Below are 21,997 nucleotides of genomic sequence, written 5' to 3'. Positions count from 1 at the left end.
CGCCGGTGACGGCGCGCCGTTCGCGCGAGCCGACCGCGCGCCGAGGTCTCGGAGAGTTGAACCCGCAGCCTCCGGGACCGCCCAGCCGACGCTCAGGACAGGCGGCCTGCTTCCGCGACCAGCCTCTGCTGCGCCGCGACGAGCGAATCGGCAGCCGCGCCGCGCAGGTGCGACAAGTGCGCCATGTGCTGCGACTTCGTCAGCTCCGCGTGGACGAAGGTCAGGTCGTCGTCGAGCCCGAGCATGCTGAACGCGGCCCGCAGCCATGGCTCCTGGTGGTCGAAGCCGGCCCGAGGGGTGCCGGGTCCGTACGCGCCGCCGCGGGCGGTGGCGACAACCACGCTGGTGCCGGACAGCGGACCGCGGCCATTGTCCCGGTCGACGAGAAGAGGCGGTACGGCGATCCGGTCGAGCCACGCCTTGAACCCGGACGGCACGGAGAAGTTGTGCATCGGCAGGCCGATCACGACGGTGTCGGCGGCGAGCAGTTCCTCGATCAGTTGCCAGCTCGTGCTCCAGCTGTCGCGTTCGGCCGGTGTGGCGGCGGCGGCCCGCGCTTCGGGCAGCCGACGCTCCCCAGCGGTCTCCAAGCGCTGACTGATGGCCACATGAGCCTCGTCGACGTGGGGGATCGGTACGGCCGCCAGGTCCCGGTAGGTGTACCGGCCTTCCGGCCGCAGCCGCAGCCACTCCTTCGTGAAGGCGGCCGTCAGTTGGCGCGACACCGATTCGCGCCGCGGGCTGGAGTCGAGGTGCAGCAGGTGTGACACGGTTTCTCCTTCGGGGTGAACGGTGCTTCCACGAGCTGGAACGCACCGGCCCCGGGCGAGATGCCGTAATCTGCGGTAACAGGTTCTTACGGAAACCGTTAGTGGAGATGACGGATGCTCGATGTTCGCAAGCTGGTGCTGCTGCGCGAGGTCGGGGCTCGCGGCTCGATCGCAGCGGCGGCTGATGCGTTGGCCTACACCCGGTCCGCGGTCTCCCAGCAGCTCACCGCACTGGAGCGGGACCTCGGCGTCCCGCTCCTCGACCGGACCAACCGCCGCGCCGCGCTGACCGAGGCAGGCCACGCACTGGTGGCCCGGACCGAAGTCGTTCTCGCCGAGCTCGAGCAGGCGGAGGCGGAGGTCAAGGCACCCGGGGCCGAGGTCGCCGGCGAGCTCCGGATCGGTGTGCCTCTGCACCACGGGCCTCCGCTGCTGGCGCGGAGCATCGCGCGGCTTCAACAGCGACATCCCGGTCTACTCATCACCCTGAGCCAGGTCGCTCCCGACGACGCCGCCCGAGAAGTCAGGCTGGGAAAGCTCGACCTCGCGCTGTCCGACGACCACGACGGTACGCCGAAGCGAGCGGAGCCCGGCCTGGTCGATCTGCTGCTGGCCAGCGATCCGCTCCGCGTCGCGGTCAGCCCAGGCCATCCGCTGGCCGGCGGGTCGCCGTTCACCGTGCAGCTCCGCGATCTGGCGGGCGACCGATGGGTGCTCGACCCGGCGTCGTCTCTCGGCGTACTGACGCTCTCGCTGTGCCGCGCGGCGGGGTTCGAGCCCCGCGTCGCCGCTGCGATCGCCGATCCGTTCGCCGCGCTCACGCTCGCCGCCACGGGCTGGGCGGTCGCGCTCGTCCCTGACCTGGTCGCCGACCGGGAGGGCTCGCCAACCGTTCGGCTGGCGCTCGACGGGATCGACCTGCGTCGTCGCGTGCGGGTGCTGATCCGGAGCGGGAGCCGGGACCGGCCGGCCGTCACGGCGTTCCTGGCCGAGCTCGAGGCGGTCGCCGACGAGCCCTAGCCAAGCAGCAGGGGCCGGAAGCGGTTGCTTCCGGCCCCTGGTTGTGTCGGGGGTGGCCGAGGTCAGCCGGCCATCTCCACCATCTTCTTCGGGAGCTGCTTGAGCTGGTCGGGGACCTGGACCTTGCCGTCGATCGACTTCAGCATTTCCAGGCCGCGGGTCTCGTACTCGTCGGGCATCTCCAGGCCGAGGGCTTCCAGGAGTGCGTCGAGCAGCTGGATCACCGCACCCAGCAGGGTCTCCATGGGGATGCCGGCGTCTTGCCACTTCTGGTCCTTGCCGCCGTTGGGGACGACGGTGGAGGTCGGCATGGCCTGCTTGGCGACGCCGATCATCGAGGACAGGGCTTTGCCGTTGGCCTTGTTGATCAGCGTGCCGGTGTCCTTGTTGTAGGTCCACTTCTGCCCCGCGCCTTCACGGCACGGCAGCACCAGCAGCGGGGCCTTGTCCTGCACCGTGGTCAGATCGGCCGCGGTGTCCAGGCAGGCGCCGTTGGGAAGGTCGCCACCGACGTCCTTCGACATCGACACCATCAACTGCTGGTCCGCGGTGTAGGTCCACTGCTGGATCTTGCCCTTGGACCCCTTGTTGCACTTGATCATCACCGCGGTCGGAATCCCGTCCGGCGTCACCGCGAACGTCAGACACAACTTGTTCTGCACCCGGTTCACGATCTGCCGGGGCTTGCCGACCGGCAGATCGGCCGGCGCCGCCGAGGCGCTGTCGGACGTCGGCGCGGGCGCGGCCTGCGCCGAACCGGCGGGTGCGAGACCGGCCGCGAGAGCAGCGACCACCAGCATGGCGCCACTGCGCTTCAACAAAGTGCGAGTACTCAAAGCAACCTCCACTGTCGGGCATGGAAGGCGAGGGGCGTCGAGCCCGGCATCGGGTGCAGTCGTCGAGCCGATCACTGACCGCAAATGCTTCGCCACGCCCAGTAGTTCCCATCCACACCCCACCAGCAACAGTCACTAGATGCCATTGGCAACCAACTGCCATGCCGTCGTGACCTGCGGCCGCCTGAACGGTAACGATGCAACGGAATCGAGGGGATGCCGCGCGCTCCGCGTTGCCGGACCGAGTCCTGGTCGCAACCCGGCTCGGCCCAAGATCGTGATCCGCACCGAGTTTGGACCGAGCGTCGAGCGGGAAGCAGCTGCAGGCCCGGCGGGTCAAGTGTTGTCGTTCTCGTTCAGGTTCTTCAGCCGGCCCTGGTCCTCGCCCGCGTCGAGCAGGTTGTCCTCGCCCGCGCCGCTGTCGGCGTACTCCATTTTGGCGACATCGGGGTGGTGCAGGTCGAACGCCGGGCTCTCGGACCGGATCCGCGGCAGCGAGACGAAGTTGTGCCGCGGCGGCGGAGAGCTGGTCGCCCACTCCAGCGAGCGGCCCCAGCCCCACGGGTCGTCGACGTTCACCCGCGGCGACCGGCGGGACTTGTAGAGGTTGTAGAGGAACGGCAGCGTCGAGGCTCCGAGCACCATCGCGCCGATCGACGACACCTGGTGCAGGGTGGTGAAGCCCTCGAACTCGTTGTACGTCGCGTAGCGGCGCGGCATGCCCTCGACGCCCAGCCAGTGCTGCACGAGGAACGTGGTGTGGAAGCCGATGAACAGCAGCCAGAAGTGCAGCTTGCCGAGCTTCTCGTCGAGCATCCGGCCGGTCATCTTCGGCCACCAGAAGTAGAACCCGGCGAACATCGCGAACACCACCGTGCCGAACACGACGTAGTGGAAGTGCGCCACCACGAAGTACGAGTCGGACAGCTGGTAGTCCAGGGAGGGGGACGCCAGGATCACCCCGGTCAGGCCGCCGAGCAGGAACGTCGTCAGGAAGCCGACGGCCCACAGCATCGGGGTGTCGAAGGAGATCGAGCCGCCCCACATCGTGCCGATCCAGTTGAAGAACTTCACCCCGGTCGGCACCGCGATGATGAAGGTCATGAACGAGAAGAACGGCAGGTTGATCGCTCCGGTGACGAACATGTGGTGCGCCCAGACCACCGTGGAGTACAGCGCGATCGCGATGGTCGCGGCGACCAGGCCGATGTAGCCGAAGACCGGTTTGCGGCTGAACACCGGCAGAATCTCGGTGATGATGCCGAAGAACGGCAGCGCGATGATGTAGACCTCGGGATGGCCGAAGAACCAGAACAGGTGCTGCCACAGCAACGGCCCGCCGTTCGCGGCCTCGAACACGTGCGCGCCGAGTCTTCGGTCGGCCTCCAGCATCAGCAGCGCGCCGGCCAGGATCGGGAACGCGATCAGCACCAGCAGCGAGGTGACGAACGTGTTCCAGGTGAAGATCGGCATCCGGAACATCGTCATGCCCGGAGCGCGCATGGTGATGATCGTGGTGATGAAGTTGACCGCGCCGAGGATCGTGCCCAGACCGGCCATCCACAGCCCCATGATCCACAGGTCGGCACCGATGCCCGGCGAGCGTTCGGAGTCCGACAGCGGCGTGTACGCCGTCCAGCCGAAGTCGGCGGCTCCCTGCGGCGTCAGGAACCCACCCGACGCGATCAGGCCGCCGAACAGGAACAGCCAGTAGCTGAACATGTTCAGCCGCGGGAACGCGACGTCGGGCGCGCCGATCTGCACCGGCATGATCACGTTCGCGAAGCCGACGAACAGCGGCGTCGCGAACAGCAGCAGCATGATCGTGCCGTGCATCGTGAACAGCTGGTTGTAGACCTCCTCGTTCACGATCTGCAATCCCGGCGAGAACAGCTCGGCGCGGATCAGCAGCGCCATCACCCCGCCGATCAGGAAGAAGACGAACGACGTGATCAGGTAGAGGTGACCGATGACCTTGTGGTCGGTGGTCGTCAGGATGCGTACCGCCGCCTGCCCCAGACTGCGCCGGGTCGCGCGCTCACCGACAGCCGGGGCCTGCCGCCGTTCGACCAGATCCACCATCGCGAAGGTCCCTTCAGCGTGTTGTCGCCGGCGTCATGACCAGCGGAGTTGCCCGGGGCTCGGCCGGCTCGGGCATCCAGGAGCGAGATTCGTCGATGGCCTCGGACAGCAGCCTGCGGAGTAGAGCGTCGCCGTCCGGAGCCCGGAAGTCGGTGACGGCGCGGATGGCCCCGGCGAGCACCAGCGGCGCTTCGGCCAGATAGCCGGTCGGCTCACACCGGGGGACAGGACTCGCCGCCAGCTCGGCCAGGAGGTCCTGCGCCCTGCTCAGCGCACCCATCAGCGTCCGCCGGAACTGCGGTGACACCACCGGCAGGACTGGCGTGACGCAGCGCACGACCAGCGCCGGTACGTAGCGTGGGTCGGTCGGAACCAGCCCGATCACGGTGGGGATCATCGGGACGAGCTGGACGCGGGCGGCGTCGGACAGTTCGTCGTTCACCTCGCGGGCCACCAGGGCCAGCAGGGGATGCGTGCAGCTGGGCCGGTCCGACCATTCGAGGCCGGCCAGGTGGGACGCGTACTCCATGAAGCAGGCGCCCCGGCGCGGGTCACGATGCGGGCCACGCGACAGGATCGGTACCAGCGTGATGTCCTTGCGTTCAGTTGCCATCTGAACCTCCCGGCCGGGAGTACCCCGCCGGTCCGCTCCCATGCGGGCGAATCCGGCGAATTTGCTCAGGCCGACGTACTACGGCGGTTGCGGCGGATCAGGTAGAAGACGACCGAGCCGCCGACGGCCAGCACGATGGCTCCCGCGGAGATGAAGACCAGCCCGGTCTGCGAGAAGTCCGCCGCGTCACCATCGTTGTCCCCGGCGCCGTCGGCGCCGGTGCGCGGCGTGGAGCCCAGCGATGGGGTGGGCGACGGGCTGTCCGCGGCGGGGATCGTCATCGAGGTCGTGGTGACGCCGTCCGCGACGGCCGGAGCAGCGGGCGCGGCCAGGGCCGGGCCTTGGGCGAGCGCGACGACAGCCAGCGGTGCGGTGAGCAACGATGCGATCATTACCGACCGGTTCCCCGCCCGGGCCCCGGCTAACGTGCGGAGCTCTTCAACTCGATCGTCTCGCCGCGCGCCGGTGCCGCCACCCGCCAGGGCTCCGGGTCGGCCTTGACCGCCGCGAGGAAGTCCGCGAGCGGGGACTTCATCACCCGGTAGTCGTCGTAGTGGACCGGGATGGCGACGCTGGGCCGGATCCGGTGCAGGAAGTCGAGTCCCTGGACCGCGTCCATCGTCACCGTCGAGAACAGGATCCTGGTCCCGCCGAGATGGACGACGGCCGCGTCGATCTGCGGGCAACGTTCCCGGATCGCGTCGAGATGGTCGCCGGTCAACGTGTCGCCGCTCAGATAGACGGTGTACGGCGTACCGGTCGGGCCCTGGTAGGTGAGCAGTGATCCCATCACCGGCGGCAGCAGGGTCTGGAGGAAGCCTCGCGCGTGGATGCCGGGCATCGACTCGACGGTCAACGTCTCGTCCGCGGTGGTCAGCTGCCAGGTGTCCCAGGTGTTCAGCGCGTGCGTGTCGAAGCCGGATCGGGCCAGCCGGCGCGCGGCGTGCTCGGTCGTGACCAGCGGGACCGAGCGGTCCAGCTCGCGTCGCGCGATCCGGTCGAAGTGATCGCCGTGCAGATGCGAGAGCACGACCGCGTCGAGGGCCGGCAACTCGGCGATCGTGAGCGCCGGGTCCTGCAGCCGGCGTGACCAGAGTCCCTTGCCGAGATAGGCGCGCTGGCCGCGGTGCAGGAAGTTCGGATCGGTCAGCAGCGTGAAGGAGCCGAGCCGGACGATCGTGGTGGCGTTGCCGACGAAGGTGATGGCATGCCCACCGCGGGGCGTCGTGTCCGGTTCCATCATCGGCCGATCAGTGCGGGGGTTCCGGCGCCGGCGCGGGCGGAAGGGACAGGAGCCGGTCGTGGGCTTCGGCGATCAGGGCGGCGGCGGTGTGCAGCGCCGCGGCCGCCTGCAGTGCCGACGTACTGGCCGCGGAGAGCGACTCGTGGGCCGGCGGGCCACCCCAGGCCCGGGTGTCGGCGGAGTGCTCGAACCGCTCACCGAGACAGGTGGCCAGCCGAGCACCCGCATCGACCACCGTCGCCAGGCTGCCGAGCTGCAGCATCCACCGCTCCGACGACTCGTCGTCGCGGATCTGCTCCAACCGGGTGGCCTCGCTCAGCGCCGTGGCAGCGCGGGAGAGTGCCGGATCGGACTCGCTGTCGAACATCTGGTGGCACTCTCCCTCACGCTGCTGCCTCGGCCGGTCGGGCGGACCGGTCGCTCCTACTCGCTGGCCTCTTCGCGCAGCTTCTTCTGCAGCGCGTCCTTGCCGAGCGACGACGTGCCGGAGATGTCCGCGTTGCGCGCCTGCTGCTGCAGCTGCTCGCGGGTGATGTCGTCGGGCTGCTCGCCGAGGTGCTGCTTGCGGCTCTCGGCGAACGCCTCGCCGAGCTCGAGCAGTCGCTGCTCGCTCAGGTTCTGCCGCATCCCGGGCAGCACCTTGGTCTCCTCCTCCTCGACGTGGTGGGTGACCGCGTCGACCAGGTTCTGCAGGACCTTCTCGAACTCGGCGGACTCCGGGTCGGTACCGGCCAGCTTCTCCAGCAGCTCGTCGGCCTCGACGTGCTCCTCCTGGCTGTGCGCGACCTCGTCGGCCTCGTCGGCCTCACCGGCGGCCGCGGGATAAACCTCGGCCTCCTCGGCGCGGCTGTGGGCGGTCAGCAGCGTGGTCAGTACCGGTACCAGCCCCTTGCGCTTCTCGGGGTTGTCCTTCAGCTCGTCGAACAGCCGCTCGACCTCACGGTGGTCCTGCATGATCAGATCGACGACGTCCTGCGCCATGTGGGTGCATCCTTTCGGCTCGGCGCGGCCCGCGAACAGCGGCCGCGAAAACAGCGAACCGGTACCCCGCGAATCGCTGGGCAATCAAGCGCTTCGCGGACGGCGGCCTCACGCGGTGAGCGCCGAGCGCAGCACGAGCATGATCTGGCGCAGCAACCGCGACACCTGCATCTGGCTGACGCCGATCTCCGCGCCGATCTCGGCCTGGGTGCGGTGGTCGACGAACCGCCGCCGCAGGATCAGCCGGTCGCGCTCGGGCAGCTTGTCGACGACCGGGCGCAGCGTCTCGACGTGCTCCACCAGCGCGTAGGTGTCGGTGTCGCCGCTGATCACGTTCTCCAGGGTGAGATCCGGCGCCGACCGCAGCCGGGCGTCCAGCGAGACCGGGCGGAAGCAGCCCTGCGCGCGCTGCGCGTCCAGGATCTCCTCGGCCGGTACGCCGATCGCCTCCGCCAGGTCGTCGGTCGTCGGCCAGCGCTGCAGGCGGGCGGCCAGTTCACCCTCGACCGCGTTGATCGCGGTCTGCAGGTCCTGGATCCGGCGCGGCGGCCGGACCATCCAGGCCCGGTCGCGGAAGTGTTTGCGCAGTTCGCCGCGGATCGTCGGTACGGCGTACGAGCGGAAGTCGGTCTCCGGGCCGGGCCGGTAGCCGCGGACGGCTTTCACCAGGCCGACGCAGGCGACCTGCTCGAGGTCCTCGCCGTCGACACCTCGTTGCCGGTACCGGGCGGCGAGAGTGTGGGCCATCGGCAACCCGAGTTCGACGGCCCGGTCCTGGTACGACGCTCTGCGTTGCGTGCCGGCCTCGGCGCCGAGCCGGAGCAGCTGCTCGATCTCCGCGGCGCGCTGGTCGCGCAACTCCTGTCGCCGGTCGAGATCGGTGCGGGCGGGAAGTGGCGATGATTGACGCATGGCAAGCCTGCTCACCGAAGTCCGGCCGGGATGGCAGGGGTTGGACCAGCAGCCGGATGGCTTCCGTTACCCACGTTCGCGCAGCGCATTCGCTCCGTCTCACGCCGGAACGTCGGACCGGTCCAGGTTACGGTTCCGGTTCTTGCGGGCGGCGTACAGGGCGAGCAGGAAGCCGACGGCGATCAGGATTCCGCCCCGCAGCCAGACCGCGGCCTCGATCTGGGTGAACAGCAACAGACAGGACGCGATCCCGAGCACCGGTACGACGGTCGGCGCGCGGAAGTGGTCCTGCTCGACCGGTTCGCGCCGCAGGACCAGCACCGCGAGGTTGACCGAGATGAACACGACGAGCAGCAGCAACACCAGCGTCGACGCGAGCTGCGCGACCTCACCGGTCACCGCGAGGACCAGCGACAGCCCGGACGTCACCGCGATCGCGATCCACGGCGTACCGCGACCGGGCAGCAGCCGGGTCAGAACGTGGGGGAGCAGCCCGTCGCGGGCCATGCCGTAGGCGAGGCGGGACGACATGATGCCGGTCAGCAGGGCGCCGTTCGCGACCGCCACCAGCGCGATCGCGCTGAAGATCCACGTCGGTACGCCGCCCGCGGCCCGGACCACCTCGAGCAGCGGCCCGCTGGATTCGGCGAGCTCGCCGGTGGGCACGACGGCGCTGGCCACGATCCCGACCAGGAGGTAGACGACCCCGGCGGTGGCGAGCGCGCCGAACAGTGCGCGCGGGTAGGACCGGCGCGGGTCCTTGGTCTCCTCGGCCACGTTGACCGACGTCTCGAACCCGACGAACGAGTAGTACGCGAGCACCGCGCCGCTCAGCGTGGCGGTGACCGCGCCGGTGCCCGAGCCGCTCAGCTCGCTCAGCCGGCCGAGGTCGGCGTCGCCGCGGGCGATCACCCAGGCGCCCAGGCCGACGACGAGCAGCAGCCCGCCCACCTCGATGCCGGTGGCAACGACATTCGCGCGCAGCGAGTCCTTGATGCCGTAGGCGTTGAGCAGCGCGAGCGCCGCCAGGAAGAGCAGGGCGACCAGGGCCGGCGGCGAGGTGACGAACTCGGCCAGGTACTCACCGCCGAAGGCCCGGGCCAGCGCGGCCACCGACACGATCCCGCCGGCCAGCATGCAGAACCCGGTGAGGAAACCCGCGAACGGCCCGAAGGCGCGATGCGCGTAGTACGACGCACCGCCGGCCCGCGGGTACTTGGTCACCAGTTCGGCGTACGAGGTCGCGGTGAGCATCGCCAGCAGCAGGGCCAGCACCAGCGGCAGCCAGACCGCACCTCCCGAGGCGGCGGCGACCTGGCCGACCAGCACGTAGACGCCGGCGCCGAGGACGTCGCCGAGAACGAACAGGTACAGCAGCGGTGTGGTGACTTCCCGTCGAAGGCTCATGACGCTCAGGTACCCAGCCCGATCGCGGCGTTTCGGTTTGCGGTCGGCGCAAGGGGATACCTAGGTGGCTCACAGAAGGGAGACGTCAGATGACGACCAACCAACAGGTCGGTACGGCGTCCGGTGGTTCAGGCGTGGACACCGCGCGCGACGAGGCCAAACACCTCAAGGACAACGCCGCTGGCGCGGCCCGCGACGTCGCGGAGACCGCCAAGAGCGGTGCGGCCGACGTGACTGCCGACGTCCGGGAGCAGGCGCAGCAGTTGCTCGGACAGACCCGGGACGAACTCGGCCGCCAGGCCGGGCAGCAGCGGGACTCGGCTGTGAACGGTCTGCGGTCGATGGGTGACGAGCTGCGCGGGATGGCCGAGCACGGTTCGGGTCTGGCGGGCCAGCTGGCCCGGCACGGCGCGGACTGGACCGACCGGGCGGTGGGATTCCTGGACGGCCGGGAGTTCACCGACATCCTCGAGGACGTGCGCGGGATCGCCCGCAGGCGTCCGGGCCGGTTCCTGCTCGGCGCCGTGGTGGCGGGCATGGCAGCCGGGCGGATGACGCGGGCGATGTCGGCGGCCAGTTCGTCGTCGAGCAACTCGCCGTCGGGAGTCTCGTCGAACGGAACGACGTCCGCTCCGACGACCGGTATGCCGACCGCGGGCCCGGGCTACCGCGACCCGATGGCGACCGGCGTGACACCCGGTACTCCGGCGACCGGTGGTGCGGCAATGGGTGATCCGCTGGTGACCGGTGGAACGCCGGCACCGCCGCCTCCGGCCGGACTGCCGCCGCAGCCGTCGCCGTCGGCGCCGGACCTGGATCCGGGCGCTCCGGTGCAGCCGCGGTTCGGGCCCGGATCGGGGCAGTGAGATGGCCGGATCGTACGCCGCGGGCGGCCCGGGAGACCCGGCCACCTCGTACGGCGACACCAGCCGGCCGGCCGGCACTCCGTCGTACGGCGATGCGTCGCTGGGCGAGATCGTCACGCACCTGACCTCGGACCTCGGCACGCTGACCCGCCAGGAGCTCGCGCTGGCCAAGCTGGAGCTGCAGGCCGAGGCCAAGCAGGCGGGCAAGGGCGCCGGACTGCTCGGCGGGGCGGCGTTCGCCGGCTGGATGCTGGCGTTGTTCCTGTCGCTGACGGCGATGTGGGCGCTGGGTGAAGTGATGCACCTGGCCTGGGCGGCGCTGATCGTGGCGGTCGTCTGGGGCATCGTGGCGGCCGTGCTCGCGAGCACCGGGCGCAAGGAGCTGAAGAACGTCAATCCGAAGCCGGAGCAGACGGTCGAGACCCTCAAGGAGGACGCGGAATGGCTGAAGACACGCAAGAACTGAGGCGCGACATCGAGCAGACCCGGCAGAACCTCGGCCGGGACGTCGACGCGCTGACCGAAAAGGTGAGCCCGAGCGCGATCGTGCAGCGCCGGACTGATCGTGCCCGGGCCGGCGTCGACCGGCTGAAGCATCGGGTGATGGGCAAGGCCGAGTCGCTGGGCGGCGGCACGAGTTCGTCGGTGCAGTCGGCCGGATCAGCCGTGCAGGACGTCGGCAGCAAGGTCGGGCACGCCGTCGGGTCGGCACCCAGCGCCGCGAAGGAGCGGACCCGCGGTGCCCCGCTGGCCGCCGGCGTGGTCGCCTTCGCGCTCGGCTACGTGCTGTCCGCGGCGCTGCCGGCGACGGCCAAGGAGCAGGAGCTGGCCGAGCAGGCGAAGGACAAGGCGCTGGATCCGCTGAAGGAGCAGGCCTCCGGCATCGCGCAGGAACTCAAGGAGAACCTGCAGGAGCCCGCGCAGGAAGCGGTCCAGCACGTCAAGGAGACCGCGGCCGACGCTGCCGCGGAAGTGAAGGACGAAGGCAAGTCCGCCGCCGACGACGTCCGCAGTGACGCTCGTGAGTCGGCCGCGAACGTCCGCAACACCTGAGTTGTCACCCCCTGGGCGTCCCGCCCGGCGTTGCTTGTTCGACGCCGGGCCGGACGCCCTCGGCATGCCGCCGCACGGCTGGTCGCAGACCGTCGTGACCGAACACCGATCGCGTGTTTGCCGGGGATCGCGAGGGGAACTCTGCGCCCTCGACAAAGCCCCGAGGAGGCGGCGAATGTTCTTTCATCGTCAGGAATTGCAGTTCAAGTCGACCCCGGATCGCGCCGACGCGGTCTACGCACGCAAGTTGCAGGAAGTGCTCGGCGGGCAGTACGGCGAGATCACCGTCGCGATGCAGTACATGTTCCAGGGCTGGAACATGCACACACCGGGCAAGTACCGCGACCTGGTCTTCGGCGTCGGCGCCGAGGAGATCGGGCACGTGGAGATGCTGGCCACGATGATCGCGCAACTGCTGGAGAAGGCCCCGCTGGGCATCACCGAGGACGCCGTCCAGGACGACCCGACGGTCGCCGCGGTGGTGGGCGGAACCGACATCCAGCAGGCGATCGTGGCCGGGGCCGGCGCCCGGGCCACCGACAGCATGGGCAACGCCTGGCAGGGCAGCTACATCACCGCCAGCGGCAACCTGCTGGCCGACTTCCAGGCCAACGCCAACGCGGAGATGCAGGGCCGGGTGCAGGTCGCGCGGCTCTACCACATGACCGACGACCACGGCGTTCGCGATCTGCTGTCGTTCCTGCTGGCGCGGGACACGATGCACCAGAACATGTGGCTGGCCGCGGCGGCCGAGCTACGCGAGGAAGGGGCCGAGAAGCTGCCGGTACCGAGCAACTTCCCGCAGTCCAAGGAGCACACCGACGTCTCGTACCAGTACCTGAACTTCAGCGACGGGCAGACCGCGAGCGAGGGCAGCTGGGCCCACGGTCCGACGCCCGACGGCAACGGCGAGTTCAGCTACCACGACGGGCCGACCACGACCGCGCCGATGCCGCCGCCGACCCGTCCCGACGCCCGCTTCTACGGCACCACCGACCTGCCCAACACGATGGAGAAGCTGGCCGGAAGAGCTCAGGACAAACTCAAGAAGGAGTGACCCGCTACTGCTCGGGGCGCGCCGGCAGGCGGCGCGTCTCGAGCAGGTCCGACGCGACGTCGCGCAGTTTGCGTTGCTGGTCCTGGGAGTAGCGGCGCAGGACGGCGAACGCCTGGTCGTCGGTCAGCCCGTAGCGCTCCATCAGCAGGCCGACCGCCTGACCGACATGGGTCTGGGCGTCGACGGCGACCCGCAGGTTCTGGCGGATCCGGGCGGAGTCGATCGCGACCGCGGCGTACACCGCCAGGTCGTTCAGCCGCTCGATCACCTCCGGGGTGACGGCGTCGGGCTCGGGATGGGCGTAGCTGAGGACGCCGAGCACGTGCTCGCGGCGGCTGAGCAGCTGCAAGCTCGCCCAGCATCGCCATCCGTGCCCGACCGCGATCGGCGCCCAGCGCGGCCACAGCCGGGCATCGACGAGGTCGGGGCAGTAGACGGCGCAGGCGTCGCGCGCCGCGTCGACCGCCGGACCTTCGCGGAGTTCGACCTGCAAGCCGTCCGTCAGCGCCATGGCGGTGCTGCTGGCCGCTTCCGGAACGAGCTGGCGCTGGTGGCTCAGCAGCACCCCGAACTCGCCGCCGCCGTCATGCAGACGGGGTCCCGCGGCGGTGACGGCCACCGCCACGTCGGTGACGGTCTCCAGTTGGTGCCACTGCCACACGGAGTCGGCGTACTGGCCGAGCCGGTCGCTCGGCGAAGCGGTGCTCACGATCGGTCCTTCGGGCGCTCGTCGGGCCGGCCCGCTGCCTGAGCCGCTCGACCGGTACCCCATCGCATCCGTCGTCCCACTGTGCGTCCTTCACCGCGGCAGGCGGTGGGTGTGCACGACTTCGCCGGCGACGTCGCGCAGCTTGCGGTTACGGTCCTGCGAGTACCGGCGCAGCACCGCGAACGCCTGGTCGGCGTCCAGCGTGAAGCGCTCCATCAGTACGCCGACGGCGTGGCCCACGCGGGTCTGCGCCTCGATCGCGCGTTGCAGGTTGTGCCGGGTGTCCGTGGTGTCGAGCGCGATCGCCGCGTGAATCGAGAAGTCCCGCAGATAGCAGCCGAATTCGGCGCTGATCGCGTGCGGCCGGGGATGCGCGAAGCTGAGTACGCCGAGCAGGTGCTGTTTGCGGCTCTGCAGTGGCAGGGTGACCCAGCTGCGCCAGCCGTGCGCGACGGCAACCGGCGACCACAACGGCCACTCGTCGCTCGCGGCGAGGTCGGGGCAGTGAACGGCGCCGCAGCCGGCGGTGAGGCCGATCGCCGGCCCCTGCTCCAGCTCGAGCTGGACTCTGTCCGCCGCGCGGAGGGCGGGGTGGCTCGCGGCTTGGGGCACGAGGTGATGCCGGTGGTTGAGCAGAATGCTGACGGCCCCGCCGGCAAGGATCCGCGAGCCCTCACCAACGATCGCGCCGGCGACGTCGTCGACGGAGTCGAGCCGGTGCAGGTGCATCGCGAGCTCGGCGAAGTCCCGGGTCCGCCGGGCCGGCACCACGGAAATCGTCACAACGGGGGCCCTCCGAGAACTCGGTCACTGCAGCCCGCTGTCTGAGCTCACGGCGGCCGGAGGGTGCTGGGCACCACGGCGCGTCGCGCTTTCATCATGGGCCAGTTGACCGGTCCGCACAACACCCTGCATCGCTTCGCCCGGTGGAAGGTGTGAACGTCCCTAGCGCAGGTCGTCCGACAAGGATCGAGCCGCCTGCGCGAGCAGTGGGATCGCCTGGTCCACCAGGGTTTCGGTCATCCGGCCGGCCGGTCCGGAGATGGACAACGCGAGCCGGGACGGTACGTCGGGCACCGGTACGGCGATGCAGCGTACGCCGAGCTCCTGCTCGCCCTCGTCGGTGGCGTAGCCGTCCTGCTCGGCTTTGCGCAGCTGGGCCGCGAACTCCTCGACATCGGTGATGGTGGTCTCGGTGTGCTTGGGCATCCCGGTGCGTTGCAGCAGCTCCCGGACCTCAGGCTCACGCAGCTGGGACAGGATCGCCTTGCCGACGGCGGTGCAGTGCGGCAGAACCCGGCGGCCCACCTCGGTGAACATCCGCATCGAGTGCCGCGACTGGACCTGGGCCAGGTACACGACCTGGTCGCCGTCGAGCATGGCCAGGTTGGCCGACTCGCCGAGTTCGTCGACCAGGTGGGCCAGGTGCGGCCGCGCCCAGACGCTCAGCATGTGCGAGGAGGTCTCACCGAGCCGGATCAGCTTCGGGCCCAGCACGTACTGGCGCGACGGCTCCTGGCGGACGTAGCCGAGGTCGACGAGCGTACGGACGAGCCGGTGGATCGTCGGCAGGGGCAGGCCGGAGGCGGTGGCGAGCTGGGACAGACCCATCATGCCGCCGGCGTCGGCCATCATCTCGAGCAGGCCGAAGGCGCGCTCGATGGACTGCACGCTGCCGGAGCGGGCGGTGCGCGCGCTGCCGTTGGCTTCCGTCACGGTGTCTCCTTCATTTCCGGATGGCGGAAGTCTAACGTCAGATGCTGGAAGCTCAAGAGCTTGCTGGTTCCGCACTGTAGATATTAGTATCCGCGATACGGAATTGAAGCGTTCTGAATGGGGTGGACGGATGACGGAGCTCGACGCTCTCGCCGATGAGCTGGACCGACGGCTGGCCACGGCGGACGCCGTACTGGCGGCGCGCTATCCCGGGGATCGCGGGGTTCGGCAGCCGGTTCACACCGTTTACGTTCCCGCCGACCAGTACGACGCCGGCACGGTAGCGGCTTGGGCCGCCGAGGCGAAGGCCGCTCTGGCGTCCTACGGAGGATCTGCAGACGAGTTGGCGGCCGCGGTGGAGCTGCCCGCAGCCGAAGGGGTGTACGACCGGGCCGTCGCCAAGCTGGACGACGAGCCGATCGAGGACCTGCGCATCGACTTCGAGGACGGCTACGGGACCCGGTCCGACGACGAGGAGGACGCCGCGGCGATCGGCGCGGCGAGGGCCTTGGCGGAGACGGTCAAGGCGGGCACCGCGCCGCCGTACCACGGTCTGCGGATCAAGTCGCTGGAGGCGCCGAGCCGCCGGCGCGGGGTGCGCACGCTGGATCTGTTCGTCGGCGAGCTGGCATCGGCCGGGGCGTTGACGGACGGCTTCGTGATCACGCTCGCGAAGGTCACGTCGGTCGAGCAGATCGAGGCGATGGTCGTCGTTCTGGACGCGGTGGAACGGGCTCGTGCGACACCCCGGCTGACCTTCGAGATCCAGGTCGAGACGCCGCAAGCGATTCTCGGGCCGGACGGTACGGCGCTGATCGCGCGGATGATCGGCGCGGGCGCGGGGCGGGTGACCGGGCTGCACTACGGCACGTACGACTACTCGGCCTCGCTCGGCGTCGCGGCGGCGTACCAGAGCATGGAGCATCCGGTCGCGGATCACGCCAAGAACGTGATGCAACTGGCTGCGGCCGGTACCGGCGTGTTCGTCTCCGACGGCTCGACCAATGTCCTGCCGGTGGGCGATCGCGACGCCGTGCACGCGGCCTGGCGGCTGCACGCGCGGCTGGTCCGGCGGTCGCTGGAGCGAGGCATCTACCAAGGGTGGGACATGCATCCTGCCCAGCTTCCGAGCCGGTTCCTGGCGACGTACTCGTTCTATCGTGAGGGATTGGAGGCCGCCGGTGCGCGCCTGCGGGCGTACGCCGGGGAGGGGGAGTCGGGGTATCTCGACGAGCCGGCGACCGCGGCGGCGCTCGCGGGCTTCGTGCTGCGTGCCGTTGAGTGCGGGGCTGCCGACCAGGCGGAGGTCGACAAGCTGACCGGCCTGGACTCCACCGTGCTCGCGACGCTCGCCAAACGGAAGCCCCGCAGCTGACTGTGCACGGAGAGGGGGATGGCGCCGGCCTGGACGAGAGGGACGGCGCCGATCGGGAGGCGGATGGTGGCGGGACGCGGGTCCTCACCTCGCCTTGGCGAGGAGGGCCTGCTGGGCTTGTGCGACCTGGGCGGCCACGGCGGACTCGTCGACGGTGATCACCGTGTCGCGCTCGACCACCGGCCGGCCGTTCACCAGCAGGAGTTCGAGCGGCGGGGGAGCGCCCAGGACGAGCGCCGCCACCGGATCGGCGATCCCCGCGTGCGGGAGCGTGTCGAGCCGCCACACCGCGAGGTCGGCCAGTTTGCCGACCTCGATCGAGCCGATCTCGTGCTCGCGGCCGAGCAGGCGTGCGCCTCCCAGGGTCGCCAGTTCCAAGGCGGACCGGACGTCCAAGGATCGAGGGCCACCCCGGGCCCGGGCGAACAGGACGGCGTGGCGGACCTCCTCGAGCAGGCTGCCGGCTTCGTTGCTCGCGGCACCGTCCACCCCGAGCCCGACCGGGCACCCAGCGGCGCGCAGGTCGGCCACGCGGGCGATCCCGGCGCCGAGTCGCGCGTTGGAGCTGGGACAGTGCGCGACGCCGGTGCCCGTCTGCCCCAGCCGCTTGATCTCCGCGTCGCCGAAGTGGATGCCGTGCGCGAACCACACGTCCAACCCGGTCCAGCCGAGCTCTTCGGCGTACTCCGACGGCGTACAGCCGAATCGGTGCTCGCACCAGTCGGCCTCGTCGGTCGTCTCGGCCAGGTGCGTGTGCAGCCGCACGCCTCGCCGGCGGGCGAGTTCGGCCGCCTCGCGCATGAGCTCGCCGGTCACGGTGAACGGCGAGCACGGCGCCACGGCGACCTGGAGCATCGAGCCGGGGGAAGGATCGTGCCAGCGGTCGATCGCCGCCTCGGTCGCGCGCAGGATCTCGTCGCGGTCCTGCACTACCGTGTCGGGCGGCAACCCGCCGTCCTTGACGCTGAGGTCCATCGAACCCCGCGCAGGATGGAACCGCAGTCCCACCTCGGCCGCGGCGAGGATCTCCGCCGCGAACACGTCCCCACCCGCGCGAGGGAAGACGTAGTGGTGATCCGCCGCCGTCGTGCACCCGGTCCGCGCGAGCTGAGCGAGCGCGCCCGTCACCGCGACGTGCACCGACTCCTCGTCGATGCCCGCCCACGCCGGGTACAGCGTCGTCAGCCACTCGAACAGCCCGGCATCAGGCGCGAGCCCGCGCGTCACCCACTGATACAGATGCTGGTGAGTGTTGACGAGGCCGGGCGTGAGCAGACACCCACGCCCGTCGACCACCCTCGCGCCCTCGTGCGCCGGTGCCGGTCCGGCGCCGACAGCGACAATTCGGTTGCCCTCGACAACAACATGCCCGGTCGCGAACTCGCGCCGGTCCGGATCGAGGGTGACCACCGTCGCCCCGTCGACGACGATCGGTCCGGCGCTCGTCCGCACGCCGGCCTCAGACGAAGCCGGGAACGGCGTGCCAGGCGCTGCCCGCGTCGCTGGCGTCGTCGCGGACGACGGTCGCCTCGATCAACCCGTACGGCCGGTCCGCGGCGATGAACACCTCACCGGGGTTCTCCACGCCGAACGGGCTCAGGTCGACCAGGAAGTGATGCTTGTTGGGCGCCGAGAACTTGATCTCCGCGACCTCGGGGTGCCGCTCGAGCACCGCCTCTCCCATGCCGTACAGCGTCTGCTGCAGCGCGTAGCTGTGGATCCTGGCGAACTGCTCGAGCAGCAGGGCCTTGATCTCGTCGTACGACTTGTCCCAGTCGACCTCGGTGTGGTCGTAGCGCCACCGGGCCACCAGCGACGTCGCGAGGATCCGGTCGTTGGTCTCCGGCAGCGTCGTGTACTTGTCCTTGCGGAAGCCGTGGAACTCCGAGCCGGTGGACTTCAGCACCACCAGGTCGCTGATCCCGGACACCACGTACGCTGTCCGCTCGCTGCCGCGGCCCTCGACGTTGACGACCGTGGTCCGGACGCCGGCGCCGGACCGGACGAAGGAGTGGTCGTGCTCCTGGCCGTCGACCAGGATCCGCTCCCACGGGTACTCCTCGACCGCGATCCGCGCGCCGTCGGCGGCCGGGGTGGCGGCGAGGAAGTGGTCGCCGAGAGTGAGCGCGAAGTCCTCGATCGCGCCCACGCCCTTCTCCTTGGCGAACGCGAACGCGGTGTTCTTCTGGGTGTCGGTCGGCAGCACCTCGGCCTGGTCGCCGCTGATGTGGGCGTCCTCGAACCGGCCGCGCAACGCCGACGACACGTTGAGGTCGCGGATCTGGTGCCGCGGGGTGTCGCGGTAGATGCGGACGACGCGGCTCTCGGCCTTGCCGTACTGGTTGGCTCCCAGGTGGATCGCCATCGGATCAGCTCCCTCGATAGGTGGAGTACGCGAACGGACTGAGCAGCAGCGGGACGTGGTGGTGCCGCTCGTCGGTGATCGTGAAGGTCACGGTGACCTCGGGAAAGAAGATCTCCTGGCCGGACGCGGCCGCGTAGGCGGCGACGTCGAACCGGAGCTGGTACGTGCCGGGCGCGAGCCCGTGCGGGGTGAGGTCCTTGATCCGGCCGTCCTCGTCGGTCCAGCCGGACCCGAGCTCGACCACCAGATCGGCGGCCCGGTCACCCGGACGCTCGTCGGCGATCCGCGACAGCCTGACCGGTACGCCGCGCGCGGGCCGGCCCAGGCCGGTGTCCAGGACGTGCGTGCTGACGGTGCTCATACCGAGATCTCCTGGTCGACGACCTTGCCGAGCCGCAGCACGGCGATCTTGCGCAGCTCGTCCCGTACGACGCCCCGCTCGGTGGTCTCGTCGTTGCCCAGCCGCCGGCGCAGCTCCGCGAGCAGCTCGCCGGCCGACAGGCCGGTCGCGCAGATCAGGAAGACCCGGCCGAACCGCTGCTCGTACTCACGGTTGCCCTGGGCAAGCGCAGCCCGGACGCCGGTGTCTTCGCCGACGCCGGCCTGCTCGTCGCGCGACCACGACGCCTCGGTGCTTTCGCCGTCCGCGCGATCACCGATCCGTGGATGTGCCGCGAGCGCTCGCTCGACCTCGCTCTCGTCGAAGTCGCGCGCCGCCTGGTCCGCGACCTCGGTCAGCGCCGCGACGTCGTCGTACGGGCGGCCGGCGAGCACGCGGTCGACCCAGCGGTCGACGTCGCAGCAGGCGGCGAGCATCGGTCTGAGCCGCTCGTCGGGCACAGCGTTGAACGCGCGCAGGTCCACGGTCAGGCCTCCTCAGGGGTCAGCAGTTCGCCGTCGATCCAGACGGCACGGACGTCGGCCGGGGTGCCGAGCGTGAAGATCCTGGCCAGCACGTCCTCGGCGTCGGCCGCGTGCGTGATGCCCACGCCGAGCGGGGAGTTGTCCGCCGGGCGCAGCAGTTGGGCGTCGAAGCGTTTACCGACGCTCAGATCGCCGATCTCTGCGTCGAGGCCGAGCGCCGTGGCCCCGGCGGTGGTGGCCAGGTGCAGCAGGTGGGCCGACGTCAGCGGGTGGCCGTGGTCGCCAAGCAGCTGTTGGCAGAAATACGCCTGGAGCCCTTCCTTCAGCAGCGAGAATCCGGTGCCCGCGCCGACGTCCGACCCGAGCGCGACGCGAACGCCGTGGTCGAGATGCCGGCCGATCGGAAAGAGCCCGCTCCCGAGCGCGGCGTTGCTGGTGGGGCAGTGCGCCACGGTGGCGCCGCTCGTGCCGAGCAGCTTCAGCTCGACGTCGGTGGGGTGGACGTTGTGGGCGAAGACGCTCCGGCGGCCGACCAGGCCGTGCCGGTCGTACGTGCTGAGGTAGTCGCTGCCGCCGAACAGCTCGGCGACGGTGGCGATCTCCGCCTCGTTCTCGTTGAGGTGCGAGGTGAACCACGCGTCGGGGACCTCGGTCAGGACGGCGTGACACGCCTCGAGCAGTTCGTCGGTGCACGACAGCGAGAAGCGCGGCGTCACGGCGTACCGGTTGCGGCCGACGCCGTGCCAGCGGGAGGCCAGCGCGATCGACTCGGCGTGGGCGCGCTCGGGCGTCGTCAGCAGGTCGGGCCGGAGCAACCGGTCGCTGACGACCAGGCCGCTGGTGATTCGCAGCCCGACCTGGGCCGCGGCGGTGAACAGCGTGTCCATCGCGTCGACGTAGTGGGCGCCGAAGACCATCGCGCTCGTCGTACCGGCGGCCACGAGGCCACGGACGAACTCGTCGGCGACACTGGCGGCGTACGCGGAGTCGGCCATCTTGGCCTCCTCCGGCAGCGCGTACCGGTCGAGCCACTCCAGCAACGGCATGCCCATCCCGCCGACCGCGCGGATCTGGGGGAAGTGCACGTGGGTGTCGACGAACCCGGGCAGCACCAGCCCGCCGGTCAGGTCAACGACCTGCTCGGCCGGGTGCGCGCGGCGCAGCTCCGCGAAGGGGCCGCGGGCACGGATCACACCGTTCTCGACCAGCAGGGCGGCGTCGGTTGCCACTCGCAACGAACCACCGGTGAACGGGTTGTCAGGGGTGTCGAGGAACGTGCCTCGGAACAGGGTCATTCTTATGCCTCACGCTGGGCCGGCGCGGTGGTGCGCTCGGCAATGAACATTTGCAGCAGGCGGGCCGCGACGCTGACAGCGATCGTGGCCGGCTCCTTGCCGGACAGGTCCGGCAGGCCGATCGGGGTGGTGATCCTGGCGATCGCCTCGGGCGAGTTGCCGTCCTCGGCGAGCTTGCGCTGGAACCGCGCCCACTTCGCGCTGGAGCCGATCAGGCCGATCGTCGCCAGGTGCCCGCTGCGCAGGGCCGCGTCGCACAGGGCAGCGTCCTCCGCGTGGTCGTGGGTCATCACCAGGACGTGCGTGCCGGGTGGCAGTTCGCCGACCACCAGCTCGGGCAGCACCGGGACCTGATGGACGTGGACCCCGGCGACGGCGTCGTCCAGGACGGACAGCCGCTCGGGTGTCAGCTGATCGGGTCGCGAGTCGACCAGGTGCAGCTCGAGGTCGTGCCGCGCAAGGATGCGCGCGAGCTCGAGGCCGACGTGCCCGAGACCGAAGATCGCGACGGACGGCACGACCGGCAGCGGCTCGAGCAGCAACTTCACCTCACCGCCACAGCACTGCACTGCCTGCTGGTACGGCGCCTTGTCCGACAGCGCGAACTCCAGCACCTCGGGCTGAGTCGGTCCCTCGGCGATCATCGCGCGGGCGCGGTCGACGGCAACCATCTCCAGATTGCCGCCGCCGACCGTCGCCCAGGTCCGTTCGGCGGAGACCACCATCTTGGCTCCGGCCTCGCGCGGTGAGTGCCCACGCACCGAGACCACGGTGACCAGCACTCCGGGCAGCCGCTGCTCCCGGAGGCGCTGAACCGCTCGCATCCATTCCAT

General features: G+C 70.3%; 25 protein-coding genes. 6 read left to right on the top strand and 19 right to left on the bottom strand.

The features are described from left to right. Positions 1–92: 92 nt before the first annotated feature. Entirely contained in the window at positions 93–770 is a 678-nt protein-coding gene (locus tag BWI15_RS10625; protein ID WP_077014175.1) for an FMN-dependent NADH-azoreductase, read from the bottom strand. Positions 771–884: 114 nt separating this feature from the next. Here BWI15_RS10625 and BWI15_RS10620 point away from each other — a divergent pair, with 114 nt between their 5' ends. Beyond that, a complete protein-coding gene (locus BWI15_RS10620; protein WP_077014174.1) occupies positions 885–1,790 on the top strand; it encodes a LysR family transcriptional regulator in 906 nt (301 codons plus the stop codon). Positions 1,791–1,852: 62 nt separating this feature from the next. On the opposite strand, the gene BWI15_RS10615 is transcribed toward BWI15_RS10620, so the two are convergent. The 9 genes from BWI15_RS10615 to BWI15_RS10575 form a co-directional block, all read right to left on the bottom strand. After that, complete coding sequence (locus BWI15_RS10615; protein ID WP_077014173.1) at positions 1,853–2,626, bottom strand: RICIN domain-containing protein; 774 nt, start codon at positions 2,624–2,626, stop codon at positions 1,853–1,855. A gap of 336 nt (positions 2,627–2,962) precedes the next feature. Then, positions 2,963–4,708 (bottom strand): aa3-type cytochrome oxidase subunit I, encoded by a 1,746-nt coding sequence (ctaD, locus tag BWI15_RS10610; RefSeq protein WP_077014172.1) that lies wholly within the window; start codon positions 4,706–4,708, stop codon positions 2,963–2,965. A gap of 13 nt (positions 4,709–4,721) precedes the next feature. Continuing rightward, a complete protein-coding gene (locus BWI15_RS10605) occupies positions 4,722–5,321 on the bottom strand; it encodes a hypothetical protein (RefSeq protein WP_077014171.1) in 600 nt (199 codons plus the stop codon). A gap of 65 nt (positions 5,322–5,386) precedes the next feature. After that, positions 5,387–5,713, bottom strand: coding sequence for a hypothetical protein (locus tag BWI15_RS10600; RefSeq protein WP_077014170.1), 327 nt, complete (start codon positions 5,711–5,713; stop codon positions 5,387–5,389). Positions 5,714–5,742: 29 nt separating this feature from the next. Continuing rightward, complete coding sequence (locus tag BWI15_RS10595) at positions 5,743–6,564, bottom strand: MBL fold metallo-hydrolase (protein ID WP_077014169.1); 822 nt, start codon at positions 6,562–6,564, stop codon at positions 5,743–5,745. A 7-nt stretch (positions 6,565–6,571) separates the two neighbouring features. Then, complete coding sequence (locus BWI15_RS10590) at positions 6,572–6,931, bottom strand: hypothetical protein (RefSeq protein WP_077014168.1); 360 nt, start codon at positions 6,929–6,931, stop codon at positions 6,572–6,574. 56 nt (positions 6,932–6,987) lie between these two features. Continuing rightward, entirely contained in the window at positions 6,988–7,545 is a 558-nt protein-coding gene (locus BWI15_RS10585; protein WP_077014167.1) for a hemerythrin domain-containing protein, read from the bottom strand. A gap of 108 nt (positions 7,546–7,653) precedes the next feature. Further along, positions 7,654–8,457: a sigma-70 family RNA polymerase sigma factor gene (locus BWI15_RS10580; RefSeq protein WP_077014166.1), complete on the bottom strand. Its 804-nt coding sequence runs from the start codon at positions 8,455–8,457 to the stop codon at positions 7,654–7,656. Between the two features lie 99 nt (positions 8,458–8,556). Continuing rightward, positions 8,557–9,864 (bottom strand): APC family permease, encoded by a 1,308-nt coding sequence (locus BWI15_RS10575; protein ID WP_077014165.1) that lies wholly within the window; start codon positions 9,862–9,864, stop codon positions 8,557–8,559. A gap of 89 nt (positions 9,865–9,953) precedes the next feature. On the opposite strand from BWI15_RS10575, the gene BWI15_RS10570 reads away from it, so the two are divergent. The 4 genes from BWI15_RS10570 (at position 9,954) to BWI15_RS10555 (ending at position 12,840) form a co-directional block, all read left to right on the top strand. After that, a complete protein-coding gene (locus BWI15_RS10570) occupies positions 9,954–10,730 on the top strand; it encodes a hypothetical protein (protein ID WP_077014164.1) in 777 nt (258 codons plus the stop codon). Between the two features lies 1 nt (position 10,731). After that, complete coding sequence (locus tag BWI15_RS10565) at positions 10,732–11,196, top strand: phage holin family protein (protein ID WP_077014163.1); 465 nt, start codon at positions 10,732–10,734, stop codon at positions 11,194–11,196. After that, positions 11,172–11,783 carry a DUF3618 domain-containing protein gene (locus BWI15_RS10560; RefSeq protein WP_077014162.1) on the top strand — a complete coding sequence of 204 codons (612 nt, stop codon included), beginning with the start codon at positions 11,172–11,174 and terminating at the stop codon, positions 11,781–11,783. The genes BWI15_RS10565 and BWI15_RS10560 overlap by 25 nt, the downstream gene beginning before the upstream one ends. 175 nt (positions 11,784–11,958) lie before the next feature. Further along, complete coding sequence (locus BWI15_RS10555; RefSeq protein WP_077014161.1) at positions 11,959–12,840, top strand: manganese catalase family protein; 882 nt, start codon at positions 11,959–11,961, stop codon at positions 12,838–12,840. Between the two features lie 4 nt (positions 12,841–12,844). Here the strand turns inward: BWI15_RS10555 and BWI15_RS10550 are convergent, their stop codons facing one another. From BWI15_RS10550 to BWI15_RS10540, 3 genes are all read right to left on the bottom strand, one after another. Further along, positions 12,845–13,549: a GAF and ANTAR domain-containing protein gene (locus BWI15_RS10550; RefSeq protein ID WP_077014160.1), complete on the bottom strand. Its 705-nt coding sequence runs from the start codon at positions 13,547–13,549 to the stop codon at positions 12,845–12,847. 90 nt (positions 13,550–13,639) lie between these two features. Continuing rightward, on the bottom strand, positions 13,640–14,332 hold the full coding sequence (locus tag BWI15_RS10545) for a GAF and ANTAR domain-containing protein (protein ID WP_143465475.1): 693 nt from the start codon (positions 14,330–14,332) through the stop codon (positions 13,640–13,642). 162 nt (positions 14,333–14,494) lie between these two features. Next, positions 14,495–15,265, bottom strand: a complete 771-nt coding sequence (locus BWI15_RS10540) for an IclR family transcriptional regulator (RefSeq protein ID WP_077014158.1) — start codon at positions 15,263–15,265, stop codon at positions 14,495–14,497. A gap of 130 nt (positions 15,266–15,395) precedes the next feature. Here BWI15_RS10540 and BWI15_RS10535 point away from each other — a divergent pair, with 130 nt between their 5' ends. Then, a complete protein-coding gene (locus BWI15_RS10535) occupies positions 15,396–16,640 on the top strand; it encodes a DUF6986 family protein (protein ID WP_077014157.1) in 1,245 nt (414 codons plus the stop codon). An 84-nt stretch (positions 16,641–16,724) separates the two neighbouring features. Here BWI15_RS10535 and BWI15_RS10530 read toward each other — a convergent pair whose 3' ends face one another. The 6 genes from BWI15_RS10530 to xdhC are packed head-to-tail and all read right to left on the bottom strand — an operon-like array spanning position 16,725 to position 21,988. Continuing rightward, on the bottom strand, positions 16,725–18,092 hold the full coding sequence (locus BWI15_RS10530; RefSeq protein WP_077014156.1) for an 8-oxoguanine deaminase: 1,368 nt from the start codon (positions 18,090–18,092) through the stop codon (positions 16,725–16,727). 7 nt (positions 18,093–18,099) lie between these two features. Further along, positions 18,100–19,005, bottom strand: a complete 906-nt coding sequence (pucL, locus tag BWI15_RS10525) for a factor-independent urate hydroxylase (protein WP_077014155.1) — start codon at positions 19,003–19,005, stop codon at positions 18,100–18,102. A 4-nt stretch (positions 19,006–19,009) separates the two neighbouring features. After that, positions 19,010–19,366, bottom strand: a complete 357-nt coding sequence (gene uraH / locus BWI15_RS10520; protein WP_077014154.1) for a hydroxyisourate hydrolase — start codon at positions 19,364–19,366, stop codon at positions 19,010–19,012. Further along, positions 19,363–19,869 carry a 2-oxo-4-hydroxy-4-carboxy-5-ureidoimidazoline decarboxylase gene (gene uraD, locus BWI15_RS10515; protein ID WP_193432153.1) on the bottom strand — a complete coding sequence of 169 codons (507 nt, stop codon included), beginning with the start codon at positions 19,867–19,869 and terminating at the stop codon, positions 19,363–19,365. Before uraD ends, uraH begins: the two co-directional genes overlap by 4 nt. 2 nt (positions 19,870–19,871) lie before the next feature. Then, a complete protein-coding gene (guaD, locus tag BWI15_RS10510) occupies positions 19,872–21,164 on the bottom strand; it encodes a guanine deaminase (protein ID WP_077014152.1) in 1,293 nt (430 codons plus the stop codon). Positions 21,165–21,166: 2 nt separating this feature from the next. After that, a complete protein-coding gene (xdhC, locus tag BWI15_RS10505) occupies positions 21,167–21,988 on the bottom strand; it encodes a xanthine dehydrogenase accessory protein XdhC (RefSeq protein WP_237771218.1) in 822 nt (273 codons plus the stop codon). Positions 21,989–21,997 lie beyond the last annotated feature (9 nt).

The organism is Kribbella sp. ALI-6-A (genome assembly GCF_001984195.1).
In the GTDB taxonomy this organism is placed as follows: Bacteria; Actinomycetota; Actinomycetes; order Propionibacteriales; family Kribbellaceae; genus Kribbella.
This window is presented reverse-complemented; position numbering and strand designations above follow the sequence as displayed.